The following is a 21128-nucleotide window of genomic DNA, read 5'->3' as shown; positions in this document are numbered from 1 at the left end:
TGAAAGGAAGCCATAAAAAAGCCCCGGTAAACCGGGGCTTTCACTGCCGTAGGGCTTACGGCGTATTCTTACGCAGTTTCACAGGATGCCCTTGCTGGGCCTTCTTGCGGGCGGCTGCGGTACGCATGCGGATATTGATGGCTTCCACTGCCAGCGAGAACGCCATGGCGAAGTAGACATAGCCCTTGGGTACGTGAATCTCAAAACTCTCAGCGATCAGCACAGTACCTACTACGATCAGGAAGGACAGTGCGAGCATCTTCAGGCTAGGGTGCTTGTCGATGAAGCTGCTGATACCACCCGCTGCCAGCATCATCACCAGTACTGCAACAATGATCGCCGCAACCATCACTGGTACATGTTGCACCATACCCACTGCCGTAATGACCGAGTCCAGCGAGAACACGATGTCGATGATCGCGATCTGGACGATGGTAGAGATAAAGCTGCCGCCCTTGCCCTTGGGCTCGTCGCTTTCTTCCTCTTCACCTTCCAGGCCGTGATAGATCTCGGTACTGCTCTTGTACAGGAGGAACAGGCCACCAAAGAACAGAATGAGGTCGCGCCCGGAGATGCCTTGGCCAAACACATGGAACAGATCGGCCGTCAGGCGCATCACCCAAGTGATCGAGAGCAACAGCAGGATCCGTGTCACCATGGCCAGTGCCAGGCCGAAGAAACGTGTGCGTGGTTGCATCGCCTTGGGCATACGGCTCACCAGGATCGAGATCATGATGATGTTGTCGATACCCAATACGATTTCTAGGGCCGTCAGGGTAAAGAAAGCCACCCAGATTTCCGGGCTTGTCAGCCACTCCATTCCAATTCCTCTTCATTAACGTCGGTACGACGAGTACCGAAAACAAACCGACAAAACTAATCAGGTAAATGTGAAAATTTCGTTAGTTCAGGCACCACTGAACAGCGGAAACACACCTAGTAACAAAGCTGTTACCAGCATAGCCAGACATGTCACGACTGCCCACTTCAAAGTAAAGCGTTGATGATCGCCAAACTCTACTTTAGCCAAACCCACCAGCAGGTAGGTCGAAGGTACCAATGGGCTTAGGAGATGCACCGGTTGGCCTACGATGGACGCACGGGCAATTTCCACTGGAGCGATACCGTAGTGACCAGCTGCTTCGGCCAATACGGGCAGTACGCCAAAGTAGAACGCATCGTTGGAGATGAAAAAGGTAAACGGCATGCTTACTAGCGCAGTGATGACGGCCATATACGGGCCAAGCGCTTCCGGAATAACGGCCAAAAGGCTTTTGGACATAGCGTCCACCATGCCGGTGCCTGATAGGATGCCTGTGAAGATCCCGGCGGCGAAAATCAGTGAAACTACCGCAAGAACATTTTCCGCATGAGCGGCAACACGCTGTTTTTGCAGATCGATATTGCGGTAGTTGATAGTCATGGCGATGCCGAAGGCAATCATGAATAGCACTGGCATGGGTAGAATGCCTTTGACCAGCGCTGCCATTAGGGCCAGGGTCAGAAGGCCGTTGAACCAGCGCAGATGAGGACGGCGGGCTTCTTCGCACTGAGAAACGGTAACCTTGGCACCTTCGCTTTCATGGATTTCCAGAATGCCCAGGCGCGCCCGTTCACGGCGTCCATAGAGATAGGCGAGGACAAACAGCCAGGCAATGCTGGCCAACATGGCAGGAATCATCGGGACAAAAACATCTGCCGGGTCTACGTGCAGCGCACTGGCTGCGCGTGCCGTCGGGCCACCCCAAGGCGTAAGGTTCATGACGCCACTGGACAGCAGCATCAGGCACGTCATGATCAGCGGATTCATACCCAGACGCTTGTACAGCGGGAACATGGCTGCCACGCAGATCATGTAAGTCGTCGAACCGTCACCGTCGAGCGATACCACCAGGGTCAGGAAGACCGTACCGATGGCAACTTTGAGCGGGTCGCCCTTTACCAGTTTCAGAATCCAGCGAACTGCCGGATCGAACAGGCCGGTATCAATCATGATAGCGAAATAGAGGATGGCGAACAGCAGCATCACGCCAGTAGGCGCCAGTGTGCGCAATCCATCCAGCATCATGGGACCGAGCGAATTGAGCTGGATATGCCCAAGACTGGCAAAGTGATTACCCAACGCCCATGCCAGTACGGCAAAGAGAATCGGGACCATAGTAAGCGCAATGAGAGGGGTGAGCCGCTTGGTCATGATCAGGAACATGAAGGTCACGACCATGGCGAAGCCAAGGAATGTCAGCATGGAAAACTCCAACGGTTACGCGTGAAAGGTGAAGAAACGACCGAAGCGCGATTCAGGGCTCACGAGTAGCGTATGGAGAGGCATGGAGCGGCGGGGGCCACTGCTGGGGACAAGCGAATCATGGAGTTAATCCTTTGTTTTTGTTAGTACCGCAGGTGCACGTCATGGCATTGCCATAAGTGGGCCATTAACCCTTTGGATAATTGATCCTAACCGGGCAAGCTTTCATGAACCTTGCGGGAGGCTGCCCCCCAGCAGCGAAATCACCAGTGGTAATGTGAACGCAGCCACAAGTGTCTGCAATGTGATCACACCTGCCATGAGCGCGCTGTCCCCACCCAGCTGGCGGGTCAATGCATAAGCGGTCGGTGCGGTAGGCAGCGAGAAAAACAGAACGAGCAGAAGCCTCTCATGAGGTGGCAGGCCTAGAAGGTAAGCGATCAACCCTGCCAGGAGAGGGCATGCCAGCAGGCGGAACAGTGTCATGGTGCCAATGGCTCGCCATTCGCCGGCGATCTGTTGAAGTTTCAGGGCGGCGCCTACGCAGAAAAGTCCTAGAGGCAGGCTGGTTGCTGCCAGAAGCCCCAGTAGCCGATCCGTGCCAAAGGGCAGTCCCCATCCCAGCAGATTCACCAACGCGCCTGCTGCGCAGGCCAGAATAAGGGGATTGCGTAGGACGGGTAATAACAACTCACCCAAGCGAGCGCCGCGCTCGGCTTTCAGTGCCCAAACCGACATGACATTTACGGTAGGCACCATCAGGGCCAGCAGTAACGCAGCCTGTCCCAGGCCCGATTTGCCCAACAGACTGCCTACGGTTGCTAGCCCCAGGTAGGTATTGAAGCGCAGGGTGCCCTGGGCAATGACGCCGAATCGCTCGGCGGGCCAGTGGTAAAAACGTCTAGCAAGCAACAGGGCAATCCATAAAGCACCCAGCCCCGTCAGGGCCGCCAGCGCCAGATGCGCCAGAGCGGGGTCATCAAGTGGTGCTGTAGCGAGATTGTTGAACAGAAGCGATGGAAAAAGAATGAAGTAATTGAGTCGGTCCGCTGCGGGCCAGAACGCGTCGCCAGGAAAGCCTTTTTGGCGCATCCAATATCCCGCCACGATGAGGGCGAACAGCGGCCAGAGAGCAAGAAGGATGGTAGTCACAAAGGGCGCAGCCAGTTGGTTTCTTATCGTTATAGATCAAGGCACGGACAATATTAGCAGTTCCCAGTACCTGTGAATGACGCGAAAAATAGGGAGCTGCCTCATGGCAGCTCCAGTCCTCCCGAAGCCTTGTGCAGGGTTCTTAAGTGATCACCCAGCTGTTTGAGGTTGGCTTCGGTGTCGTCAAGACCTCGCTGTATCTGGCTATCTAATAGCGTGCGGACTTCCGTGTTGAGGGTTTCGCGTAAGCTGAGCAGGTGGGTTTGGCGTCGTTGACTTTCAGCCGTCAATTTATCCCATTCGCCTGGCTGTGGAAGCCCATAGCCACCGGCTCCCAAAAGCTCCGAAGGTCGGCTGAGATAACCGCTATCGGCTAGCAGTTGTTGTAATGCCTCGCCCGCCTTGCTGAAGCGAGCCTTCTCCTGAGCGCCATTCTGGCCCAGGTAGCGATCCTTGAGCTCATTCTGGGCGCGGAGCAGCTCGCGTCTGAGCGCCGCCTGTTCCAATAACAGCAACGCGGCACTGGCACGCAGGTCGGCTCGGTCGAACCATTCGCGGCGCTGCCGTGGCTCCAGCTCAAGCCAGTCTTCGACTTTCTGCTGAGGTAGGTTAAGCCGATCACGAGCAACCTTGAACATGGATTGGAAGCGGTCCCGGAAGGAGTCGAATCGATAACCCAGGCGCAAGGCTTCACGTTGATCGTTTAATACGGAGGTATCGGCGACACCCTCTATTCGCAGGGCGTCCAGCAAGCCGATTGGCGTAATGCTGTCGAGCGGAGTCTGTTGCAGACGCGGCACGCTGTCATGCAGGAGCTTGAAGGTCTCGACGGCACAGTTATTAGAGACAAAGTAATAATGCCCGTCATAACCCCAGTGGGTTTGAGCGGTCCGCTCCAGGAGATCGGCGATTTCCTGACGGCTGAGTTTGAGCGGAACGGATTGCAAGCCGCGCAGCTCGATCTTGGTGTATTCCTCGACTACCTGAGCCAGCGGAAGCACGAACAACCGGGAAGGATAGGAACCGGTCAAGCCATCCCAATTGGAGATCTGTACATCGTTGACGAAGGCCCGGAACGACAGCACAAGATGCTCCTGCAAGTCCAGGCGACAGTCGGGGCCACGCGGACGTCCGGGGGCGCACACGACGAGACGCAGCATGCTGTGTCCCCAGCGGCTCATGACATGCTCGTTACCCTCGGCGAACAGATAGTCCACCTCGTAGACGCGCTCAGGATCAAGCCAGCCTAGCGGGGTCTTGCCAAAGTCACTGCCCGCGTTCAGATAGGGTAGTTTGCTGGAGCAGGTATCATGAGGGGGAGACCAACCAAAGTGCTCGGTGAAATAGCGCGCCAGGGCCGGGCGACGGCAAGCGTAGCTGGGATCCAGCAGGAAGTACTCCATGTTCACTGCTACGAACTCACGAGGGTTGGTTACCTCGTAGATATCGGGGCTGCGTGCAATGAAGTTGTTGCGACTCTCGCGAGCGCCATGCTTTTTGACCTTGACCTGCCAGCCAGCCAGATCCAGCAGGCGGGGATCATCGGACAAGGTATAGCGGCGACCGGCCTGACCCTGGCAATGGATAGGAAGGTCAGCAGATTTGGTCGAGGAGGCCAGGGTGCTACAGGCGATTATTTCCTTGCGCTCAGCTGGAGTCCAGGCCCGCTCCCGGTCATAAAAATGAGTAAGCTCATGCAGAACGGTCGCCAGCATTTCTTCTCGCTGGGTGCCATGGGGGCGACCGGTTTGAATATGAGCATCGCTGCCGTCAGTCAATGCCGGTAGCAGGCGCTCATTGAGCAGCAGGGTACGACGGTCTGCACGACCGTATGCCTGCGGCTCAAGGTCCTGGCTCCAGCGGACGGAGATATCCTCATCTAATGCTTGCTTGAAGCGGGGAGGCAGCTTGCCTAGTGCCTCGTTGAGTAACTGCTGGGTGGCCTGGGCCTGCTCTGGCGACAATGAGTGATCGTCCAGATGCAGGTTCAACGCCGCGTGAGCGTTACCGGCCCCTAGCCAGGCGATAAACGCGGTGCAGAGAAGGCTTGGTCTGGCGAGGCGGCCGAGCTTTCCCAGGAGCGCTCGGCGAAGGGCAGGTTTCACAGTGCAAGGATCGCCTGGGCAAGTTCGGTATCACTGGCCTGGCGTGCTTCCGGCAGACGCTCACGCAGGGTCATGAAGGCCGCTTCCAATTGAGCGCCTCGGATGTCTCCATCGGATGCAACGAAGCTGGCCGCATCGCCACGGGCTTCCTGCACCACTTTCATGTCACGGATGGAGGTCGTGGTATCGGAAGTGAAATCGATACTGCGATCCAGCGCACGCACGATGATGTTGCTGGTCGCCACAACGGTATGAGCGTGCGCGGCGCTGGACGTACCCAAAACTAGCGCGGCTGCAAGAAATAAGGAACGACGCATGGAAAATCTCCTGAACGGAACGGTAAAGCAGCTTATTGAGCGAGGATGGCCTCAGCCAGTTCCTCATCGCTGGCGGTCAGCGTTGGATTATGTGAACGCAGCCAACGTAAGGCGGATTCAAGCTCAACGCTACGCTGAGCCCCGCCGCTGGCAACAAATAATGCCGCATCGTCACGTGCATCACGTACTACTTTGTTATCGAACGGAGCGGACGTCACCTTGCTGGTGACATAGAGGCTGCGAACAATAAATCCTGTAGTGGGATCGAACGCGAAGGCGGGCATGGTCGTAACGGCAATGCCTAGAATGAACAGATAACGCAGGCGCATAGGCAGGTAGGGTAACTCTTTCAAGAAAAACTACAGGCCAAGGCTAACGGAACGGCACCGCTGACACCAGCGGTGCCGTTCCGATGGACTTACAACGTGAGAATGGCCTGGGCCAGCTGAGCGTCGCTTGCCTCGAGCTGCGGTTGCAGGGCACGGATACGATCCAGGGCCGCTTCCAGGCGTACGCCGCGAATGCCGCCTTCGGTAGCCACAAAACTGGCGGCATCGTCACGTGCAGCCAGGACGATCTTGTCGTCACGAATGGAATGGGTGATACCGGATGTGGCGTCGGACGTCGCATCAATGGCGTCGACGATCATGTCGGTGGTCACAAAGAAACTGGATGCTGACGCAGCAGTAGACAGGCTGAGCAGGGCAGCAGCGCCCAGCAGGTGCAAACGGGTCATGAATCTCTCCTGAACAATAAGGCGCGGTATGTACCGTCCTTACAAGACTAGCGCCAGAACGGCTTGTTCAGCTCGCATTGTTGCTCAGTTTTGGTCAGACCGATGTCCGCTAGTTCACGGTCGTTCAAAAAAGCCAGCTGTCTTCGCGTTTTGGCGTTCTGCTGCCATTTCTGCAGCATACAGTAGACGGCGCGTAATACACCCAGGGCACAGCGTGCCAGCCAATGACAACCATGAACAGACAAATGGATTGATCTGAGAGAAGGCAGCGCAGATAGATCTCGCATGGCAATATCCAGGTTCAGGACGGCATTTTACTGTGGCTTCAACCACCAGTGTTCTCCAGACACAACATGTTGAAATGAAGGAGGTACAGCCTCGTGACGCAGCCTGCTGTACCGGTAAAAAGCTCACCCGGCAGGGCAATGAAGCGTGCTGATCCGATCATCAGGCCGATAACTGTTTGGCAATAGGGCTGCGTCAAACAGTAGGGTCTGGCTACAATGCATGTTCCATTGCGGCTGTTAGGTCCGTTTCATACAACGCCTGGCCGGCGCGTTTTGCATGAGGGCAAGTCATGACGTTCAAAGTATTCGTTGACGGGCAGGAAGGCACCACAGGGTTGCGTCTGCTCGATTATCTGTCCGGCCGCGATGACATCGAGCTGCTACGTATCGCCGATGACAAGCGTAAGGATCCAGCCGAGCGTGCTCGTTTCCTCAACGCAGCGGATGTAGCCTTTCTGTGTCTGCCCGATGCTGCGTCTCGCGAAGCCGTGGCGCTGGTAGATAACCCCAACACCTGCATCATCGATGCAAGCACGGCGTTTCGTACCGATAGCAGCTGGACCTATGGCCTGCCTGAGCTGGCCGCTGGACAGCGTGAAAAAATCCGTACCAGCAAGCGCATTGCCAATCCCGGCTGCCACGCCACGGCATTTATCCTGCTGGTTCGCCCTCTGGTGGAGGCTGGTCTTCTACCGCCTGATTATCCACTGTCGGCTTTTTCCCTCACGGGGTACAGCGGTGGTGGCAAGAAGATGATTGCCGATTACGAGGCTGGGAATGAGCCCAAGCTGGCCAGTCCACGGCCATACGGCATGACCCAGGGGCATAAGCACCTCCCTGAGATGCAGGTGCAGAGTCGTATTGATGAGGCGCCCGTATTCAGTCCAATTGTGGGCAGTTTCCTGAAGGGGCTTGCCGTGACGATTCCTCTGCATGTCAAGCACCTGGCCCAAGGCGCCAATGCCGAGGCGATCCAGGCGGCATACGCCAGGCATTACGCGGGCGAGCAGTTCATTCGCGTCATGCCGGTTGAGGATGCCGGCAATCTTGGCGAGGGATTCTTCGATGTACAGGGCTGCAACGATACCAACCGCGCCGACCTGTTCGTGTTCGGAAATGAGGAGCGTCTGACCCTGGTGGCTCGTCTGGATAATCTAGGCAAAGGGGCTGCAGGCGCAGCGGTTCAATGCATGAACATCCACATTGGCGCAGACGAAGCAACCAGCCTGAACACTGGTCTGTAAACGCTTTGTGTTCAAAAAGCCGCGCCGGGTAACTGCCGCGGCTTTTTAGTGGAAGGCATCTTTCAGGCGATACCAGAGCATACCCAAGGCAAGCAGAGGAGAGCGGAAGCGTTGCCCTCCTGGAAACGTGGCGTGAGGAACGCTGTTGAACAGGTCGAACCCTTTCGACTGGGCAGCAATGGCTTCCGCGAGCAAATGGCCTGCCAGGTGCGTGGCGTTCAGCCCATGGCCGGCATAAGCCTGGGCATAAAAAACGTTGGGATGATCCTTGAGACGGCCGATTTGTGGAAGTCGGTTGGCCCCGATTCCAATCATGCCGCCCCACTGAAAATCGATGGTGACCCGATCGAGTTGAGGAAACACCTTCAGCATTTTGGGGCGCATGTAGCCTGCTATGTCTTTCGGGTCACGGCCTGAATAGTGGCAGGCGCCTCCGAACAACAATCGGCGATCACGTGAGAGTCGAAAATAATCGACAGTAATCTGCTGATCGCACGCGGCTCGATTATGGGGCAGGATTTCCTCGGCCAACGCTTCGGGAAGTGGCTCAGTTGCAATGATGTAGCTGCCTGCCGGAAGCACCTTCCCGGAGAGAGCCGGTTCCAGATCCTTGAGATAGGCGTTGCAACAGAGGACCAGCGTTTCGGCTCGCACCTGACCTCGCGCAGTATGAACGCATACTTCCGACCCATACTCGATGTGAGTGACCGCAGATTGCTCATACAGACGCACCCCCAGTGACTGGGCGGCGGCTGCCTCGCCCAAGGCAAGGTTCAACGGGTGCAGGTGACCGGAGCCGGAGTCTATGAGCGCACCCAGGTAGCGCTCCGAACCCACTACGGAGCGGATTCTGTCGCGCGCAACGAGCTGAACCGCATGGGGATAGCCTAGTTGATGCAACTCCTCCAGTTCGGCCTTGAAGTCTTCCAGGTGACGCGGTTTCAGGGCCAGGTCGCAGTAACCCCAGGTAAGGTCGCATTCGATGCCGTAGCGCTCGATACGTTGGCGTACCAGGTTTACCGCTTCAAACCCCATCTGCTTGAATGCCTGTACGCCCTCATCCCCAACGACTGGGCGAAACTGCTCGACATCATGGCCAACGCCTCGGATCAGCTGTCCGCCGTTACGCCCGCTAGCACCCCAGCCGATCCGGTGGGCCTCTAGCAGCACAACCGAATACCCACGTTCTGCTAGCTCAATAGCCGTATTGAGCCCGGAGAACCCGCCACCTACTACGCAGACATCTGCCCGAATCTCACCCTTGATCGGGGCGAACTGCAGCGCTCGGTTAACCGTTGCCGCGTAGTAAGACGAAGCATGTGCGTGTGGGTCAGTGGATGAATGGGTCGTTGCATCCATGAAAGACAATCCTGGCGAAGCGTTGAGGTCGGACAATAAACGTTTGTAGGCGCCTGCGCCAAGCCAGGGAAGTGCAGACCTGGCTCAGTCCGGTACGGGAAGCGTCAGGGACTCCTTGACCTCTTCCATCACGATATAGCTCTTCGACTCCCGCACATGGGGCAGTTTGAGCAGGATGTCACCCAAAAGCTTACGATAGGACGCCATCTCTGAAATGCGCGCCTTGACCAGATAGTCGAATGCGCCGGAAACCAGATGACACTCTAGAACGTGAGGCAGCTTCAGGACGGAGCGGCGGAACTCCTCAAAGATATCACCCGATTTATAATCTAGACTGATCTCGACGAAGACCAGCAGGCTGGCCTTGAGATGCTGCGGATTCAGGCGCGCCGAGTAGCCCAGTATCACGCCTTCCCGCTCCAGCCGGCGTACCCGCTCCGTGCAGGGTGTCGTGGACAGGCCGACTCGCTCGCCCAGCTCGGTGAACGAGATGCGGCCGTCCTCCTGCAGGATACGCAGGATGTTACGATCGATCTTGTCGAGCTCGCGTCTCGCTTGGTGCTGGGTTCGCATACCTAGGCGTCTCCAAAAATAGTGTCTTAACCGAAGAATTACACCAAATATAGCCTTTCATTTAGTGAATACCACTGCTTAAGGCTTTTTATACTTTTCATATCTGCCTCAGATTTTATGAAACGTAGGCGATTCTTCGCGGCGAGGAGACACAGTTATGCGAGTACTGGTGCTTGGCAGTGGTGTAATCGGTACCGTCAGTGCCTATTACCTGGCGCGGGCCGGTTTTGAAGTGGTGGTGGTGGACCGCCAGGAAGGCCCTGCGCTGGAAACCAGCTTTGCCAACGCAGGTCAGGTATCTCCTGGCTATGCCTCGCCGTGGGCGGCTCCTGGCGTGCCCCTCAAGGCCATCAAATGGCTGGTGACTCAGCATGCGCCTCTGGCAATCAGGCCGACCGGCGATATTCATCAGTACCTCTGGATGGCTCAGATGCTGCGCAACTGCACGGCCGAGCGCTATGCGATCAACAAGGAGCGCATGGTGCGGTTGTCCGAGTACAGTCGCGACTGTCTGGATGAGCTGCGTGCCGAAACGGGTATTGCCTACGAAGGACGCCAGTTAGGGACGACTCAGGTATTCCGAACGCAGCAGCAGGTCGATGCCGCTGCCAAGGATATCGCTGTGCTGGAACGTTCCGGCGTACCCTATGAGTTGCTGGATCGCGACGGTATCGCCCGCGCCGAGCCTGCGCTCGCCCATGTCAAGGACAAGCTGGCTGGTGCGCTGCGGTTGCCGAATGACCAGACAGGTGACTGCTTCCTCTTTACCAATCGCCTCGCCGAGCTGGCGCGTCAGTTGGGTGTGGAATTCCGCTTTGGTCAGAAGATCGAACGGCTCGAAGCGGTAGGAGATCGTCTCAATGGCGTCTGGATTGACGGTCAGCTGGTAACAGCCGATCACTATGTCCTGGCATTGGGTAGCTACTCACCTCAGCTGTTGGCACCCATTGGCATCAAGGCACCGGTATACCCGCTCAAGGGGTATTCGCTTACCGTGCCGATCACCAATGGCGATATGGCCCCTAAGTCCACGATTCTGGATGAAACCTACAAAGTGGCGCTGACGCGTTTCGATAACCGTATCCGTGTAGGTGGCATGGCGGAAATATCGGGTTATGACCTTTCGCTTAACCCCCGCCGCCGCGAGACCCTGGAGATGATCGTAAACGACCTGTACCCGCAGGGAGGGGATCTGCAGGCGGCAACTTTCTGGACTGGACTACGGCCCACCACACCGGATGGTACTCCGATCGTAGGCGCTACCCGTTATCGCAACCTGTTTCTGAACACCGGTCACGGTACACTGGGCTGGACCATGGCCTGCGGCTCCGGACGTTTCCTGGCCGATGTCATCGGTAGGAAACGTCCACAGATCAGCGCCGAAGGCCTTGATATTTCTCGCTACAGCGACTCCAAGGAGACCCGTAAGAATGGCCATCCAGCGCCTGCACACTAATCGCCGCATGAGTGAAATCGTTGTTCATAACGGTACTGTTTATCTGGCCGGTCAGGTCGGTGAAGACCTGAACTCCGGTGTGGAACAACAAACTCGTGAGACCTTGGCCAACATCGAGCGTCTACTCAAGGAAGCCGGTACGGATACCCACCATATTCTGTCCGTTACGGTTTATCTGAAAGATATCGACGCCCACTTTGCCGGCATGAACAGTGTCTGGGACGAATGGCTGCCTGAAGGTGTAGCGCCTGCCCGGGCAACTGTGGAAGCCAAACTCTGTGAACCGGAAATTCTGGTCGAAATGAGCGTGGTGGCTGCGCTACCGTAAATAAAGAACCAAAGAGCCCGGCGCCTGCCGGGTTTTTTATACGTCCTGTCTTTTCATTACCCGCCTGTTTTCTGAGAGATAACCATGCGCCCCGCCCGTGCCTTGATCGACCTTAACGCCTTACGCCAGAACTATCGGCTTGCTCGTGAACTCAGTAGCGGGGCAAGGGCGCTGGCTGTTGTCAAGGCGGATGCCTACGGACATGGTGCTGTTCGATGTGCGCAGGCACTGATGAATGAGGCGGATGGTTTCGCGGTTGCCTGTATCGAAGAAGCGTTGGAGCTGCGCGAAGCCGGTATCAAGGCACCGATACTTCTGCTGGAAGGATTTTTCGAAGCCAGCGAGCTGGAATTGATCGCTCGCCACAATCTGTGGTGCGTCATCCATTCGCCCTGGCAAATCGAGGCGCTTGAACGTACCGCTCTATCAGGGCTTATCCGTGTCTGGCTGAAGCTGGACTCCGGCATGCACCGGGTAGGGTTCTTTCCTGAGGATTACGCAGCAGCCTATAAGCGGATCAAGGCGACAGGCAAGGTTGACGAGGTTGTGAAAATGACGCACTTCGCCCGTGCCGATGAGCTGGATTGCTCAGCCACTATCGGTCAGCTCAAGACCTTTCAGCGGGCTACGGCCGGCCTGGAAGGCGCAACCAGTCTGCGGAACTCGCCTGCCGTGCTCGGTTGGCCAGAAGTGCCCAGTGACTGGGTTCGCCCTGGCATCATGCTGTACGGTGCTACGCCGTTTGAAACCGAACAGCCTGTGGCCGATCAGCTGCAGCCGGTCATGACACTGGAGTCGCGGATCATCAGTGTGCGTGAGCTACCGCCTGGTGAGCCGGTTGGGTATGGCGCACGCTTTGTTACCCGCCAGCCCTCCCGTATTGGTGTAGTCGCCATGGGCTACGCGGATGGTTATCCACGTCATGCGCCTGATGGCGCTCCTGTCATGATTGATGGCCACGCCTCTCGTCTTGTCGGTCGCGTATCGATGGACATGCTGACGGTTGATCTCACGGACCTGCCGCAGGCGGGGGTGGGAAGTCAGGTAGAGCTTTGGGGTAGGCAAGTATCCGCCAGTCAGCTGGCCGGTCTCTGTGGCTCGATCCCCTATCAGCTGTTTTGCAACCTGAAACGGGTTCCACGCCAATACATGGGTGAATAACCGTTAAAGCACCGCGCTCGTCGGGTTGCGCAGGATTTTCCATCGTTCTGTTGTAAATACTGAACGCTGTTGCCATGATACGGCGCGCCCGGCGCTCTGCGGCGCCTGCCGTTCACCTCTGCCTGTCTGTCATGAGAAGGAGGACACCCCCCTTGGACGTCGGTGCTCGTCTACAAACCATTCGCAAACTCAAAGGTCTCTCACAACGTGAACTCGCCAAGCGGGCCGGTGTGACGAACAGCACCATCTCGATGATCGAGAAGAACAGTGTCAGTCCTTCCATCAGCTCGTTGAAAAAAGTCCTGAGCGGCATTCCCATGTCCCTGGTGGAGTTCTTTTCCATGGATCTGGCGGACGAGTCCGCTACTCAAGTGGTATACAAGGCCAGCGAGCTGATCGACATTTCCAGTGGCGCCAATACCGTCAGTATGCGGTTGATCGGCAAGGCACATCCCAGCCGCGCCATTGCCTTTCTCGACGAGACCTACCCGCCAGGCTCCGACACTGGCATGGATATGCTGGCTCATGAGGGGGAGGAAGCAGGACTGCTGATTGAAGGCCGTCTGGAGCTTACGGTTGGTGGGGAAACCTACCTGCTGGAATCAGGCGATAGTTATTATTTTGAAAGCAGCCGCCCGCATCGCTTCCGTAATCCATTCGATGAGCCGGCGCGTTTGATCAGCGCCACGACTCCGGCCAACTTCTAGCAGTGCTTAAAAGACTGGGTATGAACGCCCGAGACATCCTGGTATATGCCTTTATGCTGTTGATCTGGACGTTCTCTGCACAGGCCGAACAGGTAGACAGAGACGCCCTGGAGAAGCGGCTGGCGCCGGTGGGCAAGGTTTGTATTCAAGGACAGGACTGCCTTGCAGAGTCCGGTAAGGGAAGCCATGAGCAAAAGCCTGCCGGAAAAGATCCCGCTCAGGTCATCGACCGCAGTTGCAGAAGTTGCCACGCCAGTGGGCTCCTGGGAGCGCCCAAAATAGGTGACAAAGCCAGCTGGGAGGTTCTGGCGAGCCAGAAAGGGGGAATGGATGGCCTGCTGCGCAACGCCATCAAAGGTGTAAACGCCATGCCGCCCAAAGGTGCCTGTTCTGACTGTACGAACGATGATCTACGCCGTGCAATCCAGATGATGTCCGGCCTCGAATAGGCACAAGAGAAACCCCACACCAGGTGGGGTTTCTCTTGTCGGTTGTAGCCTTACAGGCCAGCCGCCGCGCGCAGCGCTTCAGCCTTGTCTGTCTTCTCCCAGGTGAATGCAGTGAAGGTATCTTCACCTACAGTCATCTCATAGGGAGTACGGCCGAAGTGGCCGTAAGCCGCTGTAGCACGATACATCGGGTGCAGCAGATCAAGCATTTTGGTGATTGCGTAGGGACGCAGGTCGAAATGCTCGCGAACCAGCTGAATGATCTTCTCGTCGCTCACCTTGCCAGTGCCAAAGGTGTTGATCGAGATGGACGTCGGTTGAGCCACGCCAATGGCGTAGGACACCTGAATCTCGCAGCGGTCAGCCAGGCCGGCGGCCACGATGTTCTTGGCAACATAACGACCCGCGTATGCTGCGGAACGGTCAACCTTGGACGGGTCCTTGCCGGAGAACGCGCCGCCGCCATGACGGGCCATGCCGCCGTAGGTGTCCACAATGATCTTGCGGCCGGTCAGGCCACAGTCACCCACCGGGCCGCCAATGATGAACTGGCCAGTCGGGTTGATGTGAAACTTGGTGTCCTTGTGCAGCAGTTCAGCCGGAATGACGTGCTTGATGATCAGCTCCATCACAGCTTCCTGCAGGTCGGTGTGCTTGACCTCGGGGTTGTGCTGGGTAGACAGGACGATTGCGTCGATACCTACAACCTTGTTGCCATCGTAACGGCAGGTCACCTGGGACTTGGCATCCGGACGCAGCCAAGGTAGCAGGCCTGACTTGCGAGCTTCGGCCTGGCGCTCGACCAGTGCGTGGGAGAAGCGGATCGGAGCAGGCATCAGCACGTCGGTTTCGTTACAGGCATAACCGAACATCAGGCCCTGATCACCTGCACCCTGGTCTTCCGGCTTGCTGCGGTCAACGCCTTGGGCAATGTCCACGGACTGCTTGCCGATAATGTTGACAATACCGCAGGTAGCGCCATCAAAACCGACATCGGAGCTGTTGTAACCGATATCGACGATGACATCGCGAACCAGCTGCTCAAGGTCTACCCAGGCGGAGGTGGTCACTTCACCGGCAACAATGGCCACACCGGTCTTGACCAGCGTTTCACAGGCTACACGGGCGTGTTTGTCTTCTGCGATGATGGCGTCGAGCACCGCATCGGAGATCTGGTCGGCGATTTTATCCGGATGTCCTTCAGACACGGACTCGGAGGTAAACAGGGAGTATTCGCTCATCTAACGGTTCCTATATACCGGTGGGTGAGGCGGCCCGAAGGCCATGTCTAAAACAGTCACTCTTGCGGATTGGACAGACAAGCTGCCAACCCTATGCATCGTCTACGAACCAGGACGGGCGAAATGCCTGATCTGGATCTGGAAGCCATTGCGTAAACCTATATAGAGGCTTTCGCCTGGCACAAGCCCTGCGGCAACGGCCCAACGGGCCAATTCCTCCTGATCGAACCCGAGCCAGAGATCGCCGCAGGCCGTCCGGGCCCAACTCTGGTCGTGGCTGCACAACTCTGTAATCAATAAACTGCCACCGGGACGGACCCAGTCCGCCAGATATTTCATGGCTTCAGCGGGTGCCGCAAAATGATGCAGCACCATGTTCAAGACCACGCAATCGGCGCTCAGTAAGGCATTGTCCAAGGCATCGGCCAATACCAGCGATACATTGTTTAATTGCTCGCGCTCACATCGCTGACATGCCAGCTCCAGCATGGCTGGGCTGTTATCAATCGCCGTGACCGACGTGAAGCGTCTTGCCAGTTCGGGCAGAAACCCTCCATCTCCAGGCCCGATCTCGATCGCTGTTGCCTCTGGCGAAAAAGCCATCGTGTCCAGCAGGGCCAGAAGGCTCTCCTGATACTGAGGCAATCCGGCAATCAAATCCTGCTGCGCCTGAAACTTGTCCGCCATCCTGGCGAAAAAATCCCGGCTCGCCTCGGCCCGCTGAGCATGTACCGCCTCAATACGTGCCTGCGCTTCAGCTGGCAACTGCAACCCGTCCACCTCTGCCAGCAGCGCTGCGTGGAGCGCGCCACCCAGAGTGTCCAGCCGGGGCAGGGCGCGACGGTAAAAGATCGCGTTGCCTTCCCGGCGTGTTGCCACCAGTCGCGCCTGTGACAGTACCTTCAGGTGATGGCTCATCCCGGATTGCCCAGTATCGAAGATATGAGCCAGCTCCAGTACACCAAACGAATCGTTTGCCAAGGCACGTAACACATTCAGGCGCAGCGGATCACCGCCCGCCTTGCACAGCGCGGCCAGCTCGTCGCAGTCATCATGGCGAAATGTAGGCACGCGCAAATGGTTCATGGGTGCGCAGTCTAGTGGCCGCCGAGACCAGCTGCAAGAGAAGCATCAAAAAGTTTTGATATTGAAAGAGGCCGGTCATGGTGGCATGACCGGCCTACTGATCAGAAGGGATAGTGACGCGGGACGTGCTGGACGGTGATCCAATGGTCAGTCGTGAATTCGTCAATCGCCCAATCGCCATTGAACCGACCAATCCCAGAGTTCTTTTCACCTCCAAAGGGCGCATTGGTCTCATCACTGACGGAGATATCATTCACATGCGTCATGCCAGCCTTGATTTGCCTGGCAAACCGTACAGCTCGATCTGTATTGCCGCTGAAGACGGCGCTGGAAAGGCCGAATTCGCTGTCGTTTGCCAACTCAAGGGCATGGGCTTCGTCTCGGGCACGTAGAAGTCCAACGAGCGGGCCGAAAATTTCGTTGCGTGCAATATCCATGTCGCGTGTCACTTCGCCAAACACATAAGGTGACAAAAGCTGTCCATCGACATTGCCCTCAAGCAGCACTTTGGCACCTTCCTGGCGGGCCTGTTCGACTTTCTGTTGAAGCCCTTCCAACTGGCGCTTGTTGATAATCGGACCAATGACCGTTTCTGCACGTGAAGGGTCGCCTACCTTGAGTTGTCTGACGCGCTCTACAAAACGTGCAGCAAAGTCATCATAGACATCTTCCTCAACGATAATGCGGTTGACCGCCATGCAGATCTGACCTTGATGTAAAAATTTACCCATGACTGCTGCATTAACGGCCTGATTCAGGTCTGCGTCTGCCATAACGACGAAGGGGCTGTTCCCGCCCAGTTCTAAGGCAACATGTTTGAGATACTTGCCTCCTCCCGCTAGACGCGCAATGTTCTGGCCAACGGGTGTGGAGCCTGTAAAGGTGATGAGCCCTGGAATCGGATGTTCAACAAAAGCGTCACCAATCTCACTACCAGCCCCTACAACAACACTGAGGACACCAGAGGGAAGGCCGGCTTCCTCGAAAATACGAGCCAGCAACAGGCCTCCGCAGATCGGCGTATCGCTGGCCGGTTTGATCACCACGGCATTGCCTAGCGCCAATGCAGGTGCCAGGCTGCGTTGAGTCAGATGGAGCGGAAAATTCCATGGGCTTATCACACCGATGACGCCAATAGGCGAGCGATAAACGCGGCTTTCCTTGCCTGGCACGTCAGACTCGACGATACGTCCGTGTACACGTTTGGGGAATGAAGCCGCTTCCAGGGTAATACTGCGTGCTGAGCTCCACTCAATCTGAGCCTTCAAGCGAGTGCTGCCGGATTCCCGAATGATCCAGTCGATAATCTCTTCGCGGCGGCGATCGAAAATCTCGACCACCTTGAGCAGAACGGCTGCGCGTACAGAAGGTCCTTGGGCGGCCCATTCCTGTTGTGCCTGTGCTGCTTTTTGATAGGCCTCGTCAAGATCATCCCGGTTCGCCTGGGGAATGTTGACTAGAGTTTCGCCGTTGAACGGATCACTGACCGTTAGCGTTTTGTCTGCGCGACCCTTGCGCCATTGCCCACCAAGGGGCTGCAGATGAAAGTCGGTAAAGGCATTCGGTGTAGAATCGGTCATTCCGGTTTCCTTTCGTTCAAACGAGTTTTTTTACGGTAGGGCGAGCCTGCTTGTTTGCAGAGTAAGGGTTGTGGGACTGACCGTGAATGCAGCCAATAGCTATAGCCCCTATTAGTCCTGGCAATGCAAATGCCAGAAAATTCTGCTGGAATGGTAGGTTCAAGGCGAACAGGCTGCCCCCTAACAGCGGGCCGGCAATGGCTCCCAGACGACCAACTCCCGCCGCCCAGCCGACGCCCGTCGAGCGAATATGGGTGGGGTACAGTAAAGCAGCGAAGGCGTGAATGACCGCTAGACCACCAATAGTGGTTGCGCCTGCAACAAGAAGAAGCGCGTTGAGTAAGATGGGGCCGGGTTTCAAACCAAGTAAAGCCAAAGAGACCGCAGCCAGGGCAAAAAATAGGCAGAGTGTGCCACGTGCACCCCAACGGTCGGCCAGCCAGCCGCCAAATAGTGCACCAAGCGTGGCCCCTATATTCAGGGTTACCAGAAAAGATAGGCTTGACCCCAGCGGGTACCCTGCAGCCACCATCAGCTTGGGCAGCCAAGTATTAAGTCCATAGCTCATCAGCATGCACATTGCGAAGCCTACCCATAACAGCAGCGTGCATAGCGCCTGACGCCCCTCGAATAATTGCGGTAACCGAGCACGCTGCTGGGCTGCGGTTGGAGTATTCAGATTCAGTGGCATCCCGGGCTGGTAAGTTGGATCGAGTTTTCGCAGTAGCCCGTCCAGTTCATCACGACGATTTTTAAGCGCCAGGAACGCTACGGACTCCGGCAGATAACGCAGCATCAATGGAATGGCCAGAACAGGAAGGACCGCCACGTAAAACACCGATTGCCAGCCCCAGCGGGGAATAAGGACGATAGCAATCAAGGCTGACAGTACTGCACCCACGGAATAAAAGCTTGACATGACGGTAACAGCCGTACTGCGCCGTGAGGCAGGCGCAAACTCACTGATCAGGTTGATCGAGCTAGGTACTAGCGCGCCCAAGGCAAGCCCAGTGACAAAACGGCAGGTGCCTAGCATCCACGGTGTCGTGGCATGGCCTGTCGTGAAGGCTGCAGCACTGGCCAACAATGTGCAGGAAATGATCAGCTTTCGCCGACCCAGCCTATCGGCCAGTGGGGCAAGCAGCATTCCACCAAACATCATGCCGAACAGGGCGCAGCTGCCCAGCGTACCGGCTTGTACAGGCGTTAAGGACCACTCCTGCATCAATCGCGGGACTACCGATCCATAAATCACCATGTCATAGCCATCAAACAACATGATGAAACAGCCCCAGCACAAAATCGTAAAGTGTGTGCGGTTCAAGCGTGCTTTGCCAATGACTTCGGCAACTGATGTCTGTTGCATATCCACCTCTTTTGTTTTTGTTGTGGGTGTCGCAGCGCAGGGGTATAGGTGTCCGATCGGATAGCTATACCCGCGGTTACGGCTCGATAGTCACGGTAGGTACCTCGAGCAGTACAGGTTCGTTGCCAGCCAGTGCTTCCGTTAATGCGCGCCGGAAGGTCTCTCGGTTATCGGTATGTATGGCTTTCACACCATAGCCCTGGGCAATGGCACAGAAATCAAGGCCGGGCACATCCAGGCCGGGAGCATCGTCAACCTTAAGCACGCCGGCAAACCAGCGAAGCGCTCCATAGGTGCCGTTCTTGAGAATGATGAAAATGACAGGGATGCGATACTGGGCCGCCGTCCACAGCGCGGTAATTCCGTAATTGGCTGAGCCGTCACCTATGATTCCAATAACCCTGCGCTGTGGTTGCGCCAATTGAACGCCCACTGCTGCCGGTAAGCCAAAACCCAATCCCCCGGCTGCGGGGAAAAAGTAGCTTCCAGGCTGTTTCATCTCGATGCGCTGCCAGAAGGCAGATACCGTGGAAGTGGACTCTTTCACGTAAATGGCGTCTTTCGGCGCGCACTCGTTGATCACATCGAAAACGGTTTCCGGGCGGAGCAGGTGAGGCTCATCCGTATAATGCTCCGGATGCTGCAGTGGCTCGGGCATTGGGCGACTGCTCGGGGCAACCTCATCGGTCAAAGCCTTCAGGGTTAGGGCAATGTCCCCGACCAGGGCATTTCCCATGGGCGCACGGGCGGCTTCTTGTGGATCGCAGGTGATATGAAAAAGCTGCGTGCCGGCAGGAAGGTAATCGCCCGGTGCATACTGATGATAGCGAAACACGGGGGCACCAACGACCAAGATCAGATCATGTGTAGCCAGCAATCGACTGATCTCGGCAATGGCTGCAGGCAATACACCTCGAAAGCAAGGGTGACGTGTTGGAAAAGGACAGCGCGATGCAGAGGGCGCTATCCAAGTCGTCATGCGTAGCTTTTCAGCGAGGGCAACGGCAGATTCATTGGCCTGATAACCGTCTACATCAGGGCCCAGCACCAATACGGGATTACGCGCAGCGCAAAGGCGATCGGTCAGCTCACGCAATTGAGCAGAAGAGGGGAGACCTGCGTGGGCAACCTCCCGTGCAGTCAAATGTTCTACACCTGGTGGCGCTTCTTTCGCCCAGTCATCGTAAGGAATAGACAGATATACCGGCGCTCTGGGCGGCAAGCTGGCGGTATGAATGGCCTGACTCAGCGCACGAGGTACATCTTCAGCCGTTGCTGGCTCATAGCTCCACTTTACCAAGGGCTTGGGTAGCTGAGGCGCATCAACATTGGCGAGCATTGCTTCAACACCAATCATCGAGCGAACCTGCTGTCCTGCCGTTAAGACAAGCGGACTATGCGAATACCAGGCGTTGGTGAGAGCACCCATGCCATTGCCGGTACCGGCAGCAGCATGCAAATTGACGAGCGCTGGCTTACCGCTGGCTAGTGCAAAGCCATCCGCCATACTAACTACCGCTCCCTCATGTAATCCCAGGATGTAGCGAAAGTCTTTGGGAAAATCTTTGAGAAAAGGCAGTTCATTGGAGCCGGGATTGCCAAAAATGGTAGTCAAGCCATAGCGGCGCAAAATATCGTATGAAACGGAGTGAACGGTTTTCATCAGCGAGCCTGTTATAGGTGTTCTTGTCGCTGGCACTCTGTCGCTTCACAATAAATTGATCAAATCGATAGTT

21 protein-coding genes are annotated in these 21128 nt (G+C 56.5%); 6 read left to right on the top strand and 15 right to left on the bottom strand.

Annotated elements, in window-relative coordinates; genetic code table 11:
- Positions 1 to 55: 55 nt before the first annotated feature.
- From HMPREF1487_RS07995 to HMPREF1487_RS07960, 8 genes are all read right to left on the bottom strand, one after another.
- The gene (locus HMPREF1487_RS07995; RefSeq protein WP_010796125.1) at positions 56 to 820 is read right to left on the bottom strand and encodes a TerC family protein; all 765 of its coding nucleotides are present in this window, start codon (positions 818 to 820) and stop codon (positions 56 to 58) included.
- An 87-nt stretch (positions 821 to 907) separates the two neighbouring features.
- Positions 908 to 2245, bottom strand: a complete 1338-nt coding sequence (locus tag HMPREF1487_RS07990) for a CitMHS family transporter (protein ID WP_010796124.1) — start codon at positions 2243 to 2245, stop codon at positions 908 to 910.
- 225 nt (positions 2246 to 2470) lie between these two features.
- Positions 2471 to 3397, bottom strand: coding sequence for an AEC family transporter (locus HMPREF1487_RS07985; RefSeq protein WP_019367304.1), 927 nt, complete (start codon positions 3395 to 3397; stop codon positions 2471 to 2473).
- 101 nt (positions 3398 to 3498) lie between these two features.
- Entirely contained in the window at positions 3499 to 5475 is a 1977-nt protein-coding gene (locus tag HMPREF1487_RS07980) for a DUF7844 domain-containing protein (RefSeq protein ID WP_167670395.1), read from the bottom strand.
- 23 nt (positions 5476 to 5498) lie between these two features.
- The gene (locus HMPREF1487_RS07975) at positions 5499 to 5819 is read right to left on the bottom strand and encodes a DUF2388 domain-containing protein (RefSeq protein WP_010796121.1); all 321 of its coding nucleotides are present in this window, start codon (positions 5817 to 5819) and stop codon (positions 5499 to 5501) included.
- Between the two features lie 32 nt (positions 5820 to 5851).
- Positions 5852 to 6142 (bottom strand): DUF2388 domain-containing protein, encoded by a 291-nt coding sequence (locus HMPREF1487_RS07970; protein ID WP_371106374.1) that lies wholly within the window; start codon positions 6140 to 6142, stop codon positions 5852 to 5854.
- Between the two features lie 95 nt (positions 6143 to 6237).
- Positions 6238 to 6555 carry a DUF2388 domain-containing protein gene (locus tag HMPREF1487_RS07965; RefSeq protein WP_010796119.1) on the bottom strand — a complete coding sequence of 106 codons (318 nt, stop codon included), beginning with the start codon at positions 6553 to 6555 and terminating at the stop codon, positions 6238 to 6240.
- A 47-nt stretch (positions 6556 to 6602) separates the two neighbouring features.
- On the bottom strand, positions 6603 to 6842 hold the full coding sequence (locus HMPREF1487_RS07960; protein ID WP_010796118.1) for a DUF1127 domain-containing protein: 240 nt from the start codon (positions 6840 to 6842) through the stop codon (positions 6603 to 6605).
- Positions 6843 to 7132: 290 nt separating this feature from the next.
- Here HMPREF1487_RS07960 and argC point away from each other — a divergent pair, with 290 nt between their 5' ends.
- The gene (gene argC / locus HMPREF1487_RS07955) at positions 7133 to 8086 is read left to right on the top strand and encodes an N-acetyl-gamma-glutamyl-phosphate reductase (RefSeq protein WP_010796117.1); all 954 of its coding nucleotides are present in this window, start codon (positions 7133 to 7135) and stop codon (positions 8084 to 8086) included.
- A gap of 45 nt (positions 8087 to 8131) precedes the next feature.
- Here argC and HMPREF1487_RS07950 read toward each other — a convergent pair whose 3' ends face one another.
- The gene (locus HMPREF1487_RS07950) at positions 8132 to 9445 is read right to left on the bottom strand and encodes an NAD(P)/FAD-dependent oxidoreductase (RefSeq protein WP_010796116.1); all 1314 of its coding nucleotides are present in this window, start codon (positions 9443 to 9445) and stop codon (positions 8132 to 8134) included.
- Positions 9446 to 9529: 84 nt separating this feature from the next.
- On the bottom strand, positions 9530 to 10018 hold the full coding sequence (locus HMPREF1487_RS07945) for a winged helix-turn-helix transcriptional regulator (RefSeq protein ID WP_010796115.1): 489 nt from the start codon (positions 10016 to 10018) through the stop codon (positions 9530 to 9532).
- Positions 10019 to 10175: 157 nt separating this feature from the next.
- Here HMPREF1487_RS07945 and dadA point away from each other — a divergent pair, with 157 nt between their 5' ends.
- The 5 genes from dadA to HMPREF1487_RS07920 all read left to right on the top strand — a co-directional run bounded on the left by dadA (position 10176) and on the right by HMPREF1487_RS07920 (position 14119).
- Positions 10176 to 11474, top strand: a complete 1299-nt coding sequence (gene dadA, locus HMPREF1487_RS07940; protein WP_010796114.1) for a D-amino acid dehydrogenase — start codon at positions 10176 to 10178, stop codon at positions 11472 to 11474.
- Positions 11449 to 11802, top strand: a complete 354-nt coding sequence (locus HMPREF1487_RS07935) for a RidA family protein (protein WP_010796113.1) — start codon at positions 11449 to 11451, stop codon at positions 11800 to 11802. Before dadA ends, HMPREF1487_RS07935 begins: the two co-directional genes overlap by 26 nt.
- An 84-nt stretch (positions 11803 to 11886) precedes the next feature.
- Positions 11887 to 12963 carry an alanine racemase gene (gene alr / locus HMPREF1487_RS07930; protein ID WP_010796112.1) on the top strand — a complete coding sequence of 359 codons (1077 nt, stop codon included), beginning with the start codon at positions 11887 to 11889 and terminating at the stop codon, positions 12961 to 12963.
- A gap of 152 nt (positions 12964 to 13115) precedes the next feature.
- Positions 13116 to 13670, top strand: a complete 555-nt coding sequence (locus HMPREF1487_RS07925; RefSeq protein ID WP_010796111.1) for a cupin domain-containing protein — start codon at positions 13116 to 13118, stop codon at positions 13668 to 13670.
- Between the two features lie 20 nt (positions 13671 to 13690).
- Positions 13691 to 14119, top strand: a complete 429-nt coding sequence (locus HMPREF1487_RS07920) for a c-type cytochrome (protein WP_010796110.1) — start codon at positions 13691 to 13693, stop codon at positions 14117 to 14119.
- A gap of 50 nt (positions 14120 to 14169) precedes the next feature.
- On the opposite strand, the gene metK is transcribed toward HMPREF1487_RS07920, so the two are convergent.
- The 5 genes from metK to mdlC form a co-directional block, all read right to left on the bottom strand.
- On the bottom strand, positions 14170 to 15360 hold the full coding sequence (metK, locus tag HMPREF1487_RS07915) for a methionine adenosyltransferase (RefSeq protein WP_010796109.1): 1191 nt from the start codon (positions 15358 to 15360) through the stop codon (positions 14170 to 14172).
- Between the two features lie 102 nt (positions 15361 to 15462).
- Complete coding sequence (locus HMPREF1487_RS07910) at positions 15463 to 16446, bottom strand: ArsR/SmtB family transcription factor (RefSeq protein WP_010796108.1); 984 nt, start codon at positions 16444 to 16446, stop codon at positions 15463 to 15465.
- Between the two features lie 101 nt (positions 16447 to 16547).
- The gene (locus tag HMPREF1487_RS07905) at positions 16548 to 18026 is read right to left on the bottom strand and encodes an aldehyde dehydrogenase family protein (RefSeq protein WP_010796107.1); all 1479 of its coding nucleotides are present in this window, start codon (positions 18024 to 18026) and stop codon (positions 16548 to 16550) included.
- 16 nt (positions 18027 to 18042) lie between these two features.
- Entirely contained in the window at positions 18043 to 19392 is a 1350-nt protein-coding gene (locus tag HMPREF1487_RS07900) for an MFS transporter (protein WP_010796106.1), read from the bottom strand.
- Between the two features lie 76 nt (positions 19393 to 19468).
- Positions 19469 to 21055 (bottom strand): benzoylformate decarboxylase, encoded by a 1587-nt coding sequence (gene mdlC, locus HMPREF1487_RS07895; RefSeq protein ID WP_010796105.1) that lies wholly within the window; start codon positions 21053 to 21055, stop codon positions 19469 to 19471.
- Positions 21056 to 21128: the final 73 nt, after the last annotated feature.

The sequence above is a fragment of the Pseudomonas sp. HPB0071 genome (assembly GCF_000478505.2).
GTDB classification, from domain to species: Bacteria; Pseudomonadota; Gammaproteobacteria; order Pseudomonadales; family Pseudomonadaceae; genus Chryseomonas; species Chryseomonas luteola.
This window is presented reverse-complemented; position numbering and strand designations above follow the sequence as displayed.

Bases quoted from the DNA above. Each gene is read 5' to 3' on its own strand.
- HMPREF1487_RS07995 (WP_010796125.1), bottom strand. From the start codon at position 820: ATGGAGTGGCTGACAAGCCCGGAAATCTGGGTGGCTTTCTTTACCCTG.
- HMPREF1487_RS07935 (WP_010796113.1), top strand. From the start codon at position 11,449: ATGGCCATCCAGCGCCTGCACACTAATCGCCGCATGAGTGAAATCGTT.
- HMPREF1487_RS07900 (WP_010796106.1), bottom strand. From the start codon at position 19,392: ATGCAACAGACATCAGTTGCCGAAGTCATTGGCAAAGCACGCTTGAAC.
- HMPREF1487_RS07960 (WP_010796118.1), bottom strand. From the start codon at position 6,842: ATGCGAGATCTATCTGCGCTGCCTTCTCTCAGATCAATCCATTTGTCT.
- HMPREF1487_RS07905 (WP_010796107.1), bottom strand. From the start codon at position 18,026: ATGACCGATTCTACACCGAATGCCTTTACCGACTTTCATCTGCAGCCC.
- HMPREF1487_RS07945 (WP_010796115.1), bottom strand. From the start codon at position 10,018: ATGCGAACCCAGCACCAAGCGAGACGCGAGCTCGACAAGATCGATCGT.
- HMPREF1487_RS07965 (WP_010796119.1), bottom strand. From the start codon at position 6,555: ATGACCCGTTTGCACCTGCTGGGCGCTGCTGCCCTGCTCAGCCTGTCT.
- HMPREF1487_RS07975 (WP_010796121.1), bottom strand. From the start codon at position 5,819: ATGCGTCGTTCCTTATTTCTTGCAGCCGCGCTAGTTTTGGGTACGTCC.
- metK (WP_010796109.1), bottom strand. From the start codon at position 15,360: ATGAGCGAATACTCCCTGTTTACCTCCGAGTCCGTGTCTGAAGGACAT.
- HMPREF1487_RS07910 (WP_010796108.1), bottom strand. From the start codon at position 16,446: ATGAACCATTTGCGCGTGCCTACATTTCGCCATGATGACTGCGACGAG.
- dadA (WP_010796114.1), top strand. From the start codon at position 10,176: ATGCGAGTACTGGTGCTTGGCAGTGGTGTAATCGGTACCGTCAGTGCC.
- alr (WP_010796112.1), top strand. From the start codon at position 11,887: ATGCGCCCCGCCCGTGCCTTGATCGACCTTAACGCCTTACGCCAGAAC.
- argC (WP_010796117.1), top strand. From the start codon at position 7,133: ATGACGTTCAAAGTATTCGTTGACGGGCAGGAAGGCACCACAGGGTTG.
- HMPREF1487_RS07950 (WP_010796116.1), bottom strand. From the start codon at position 9,445: ATGGATGCAACGACCCATTCATCCACTGACCCACACGCACATGCTTCG.
- mdlC (WP_010796105.1), bottom strand. From the start codon at position 21,055: ATGAAAACCGTTCACTCCGTTTCATACGATATTTTGCGCCGCTATGGC.
- HMPREF1487_RS07990 (WP_010796124.1), bottom strand. From the start codon at position 2,245: ATGCTGACATTCCTTGGCTTCGCCATGGTCGTGACCTTCATGTTCCTG.
- HMPREF1487_RS07920 (WP_010796110.1), top strand. From the start codon at position 13,691: ATGAACGCCCGAGACATCCTGGTATATGCCTTTATGCTGTTGATCTGG.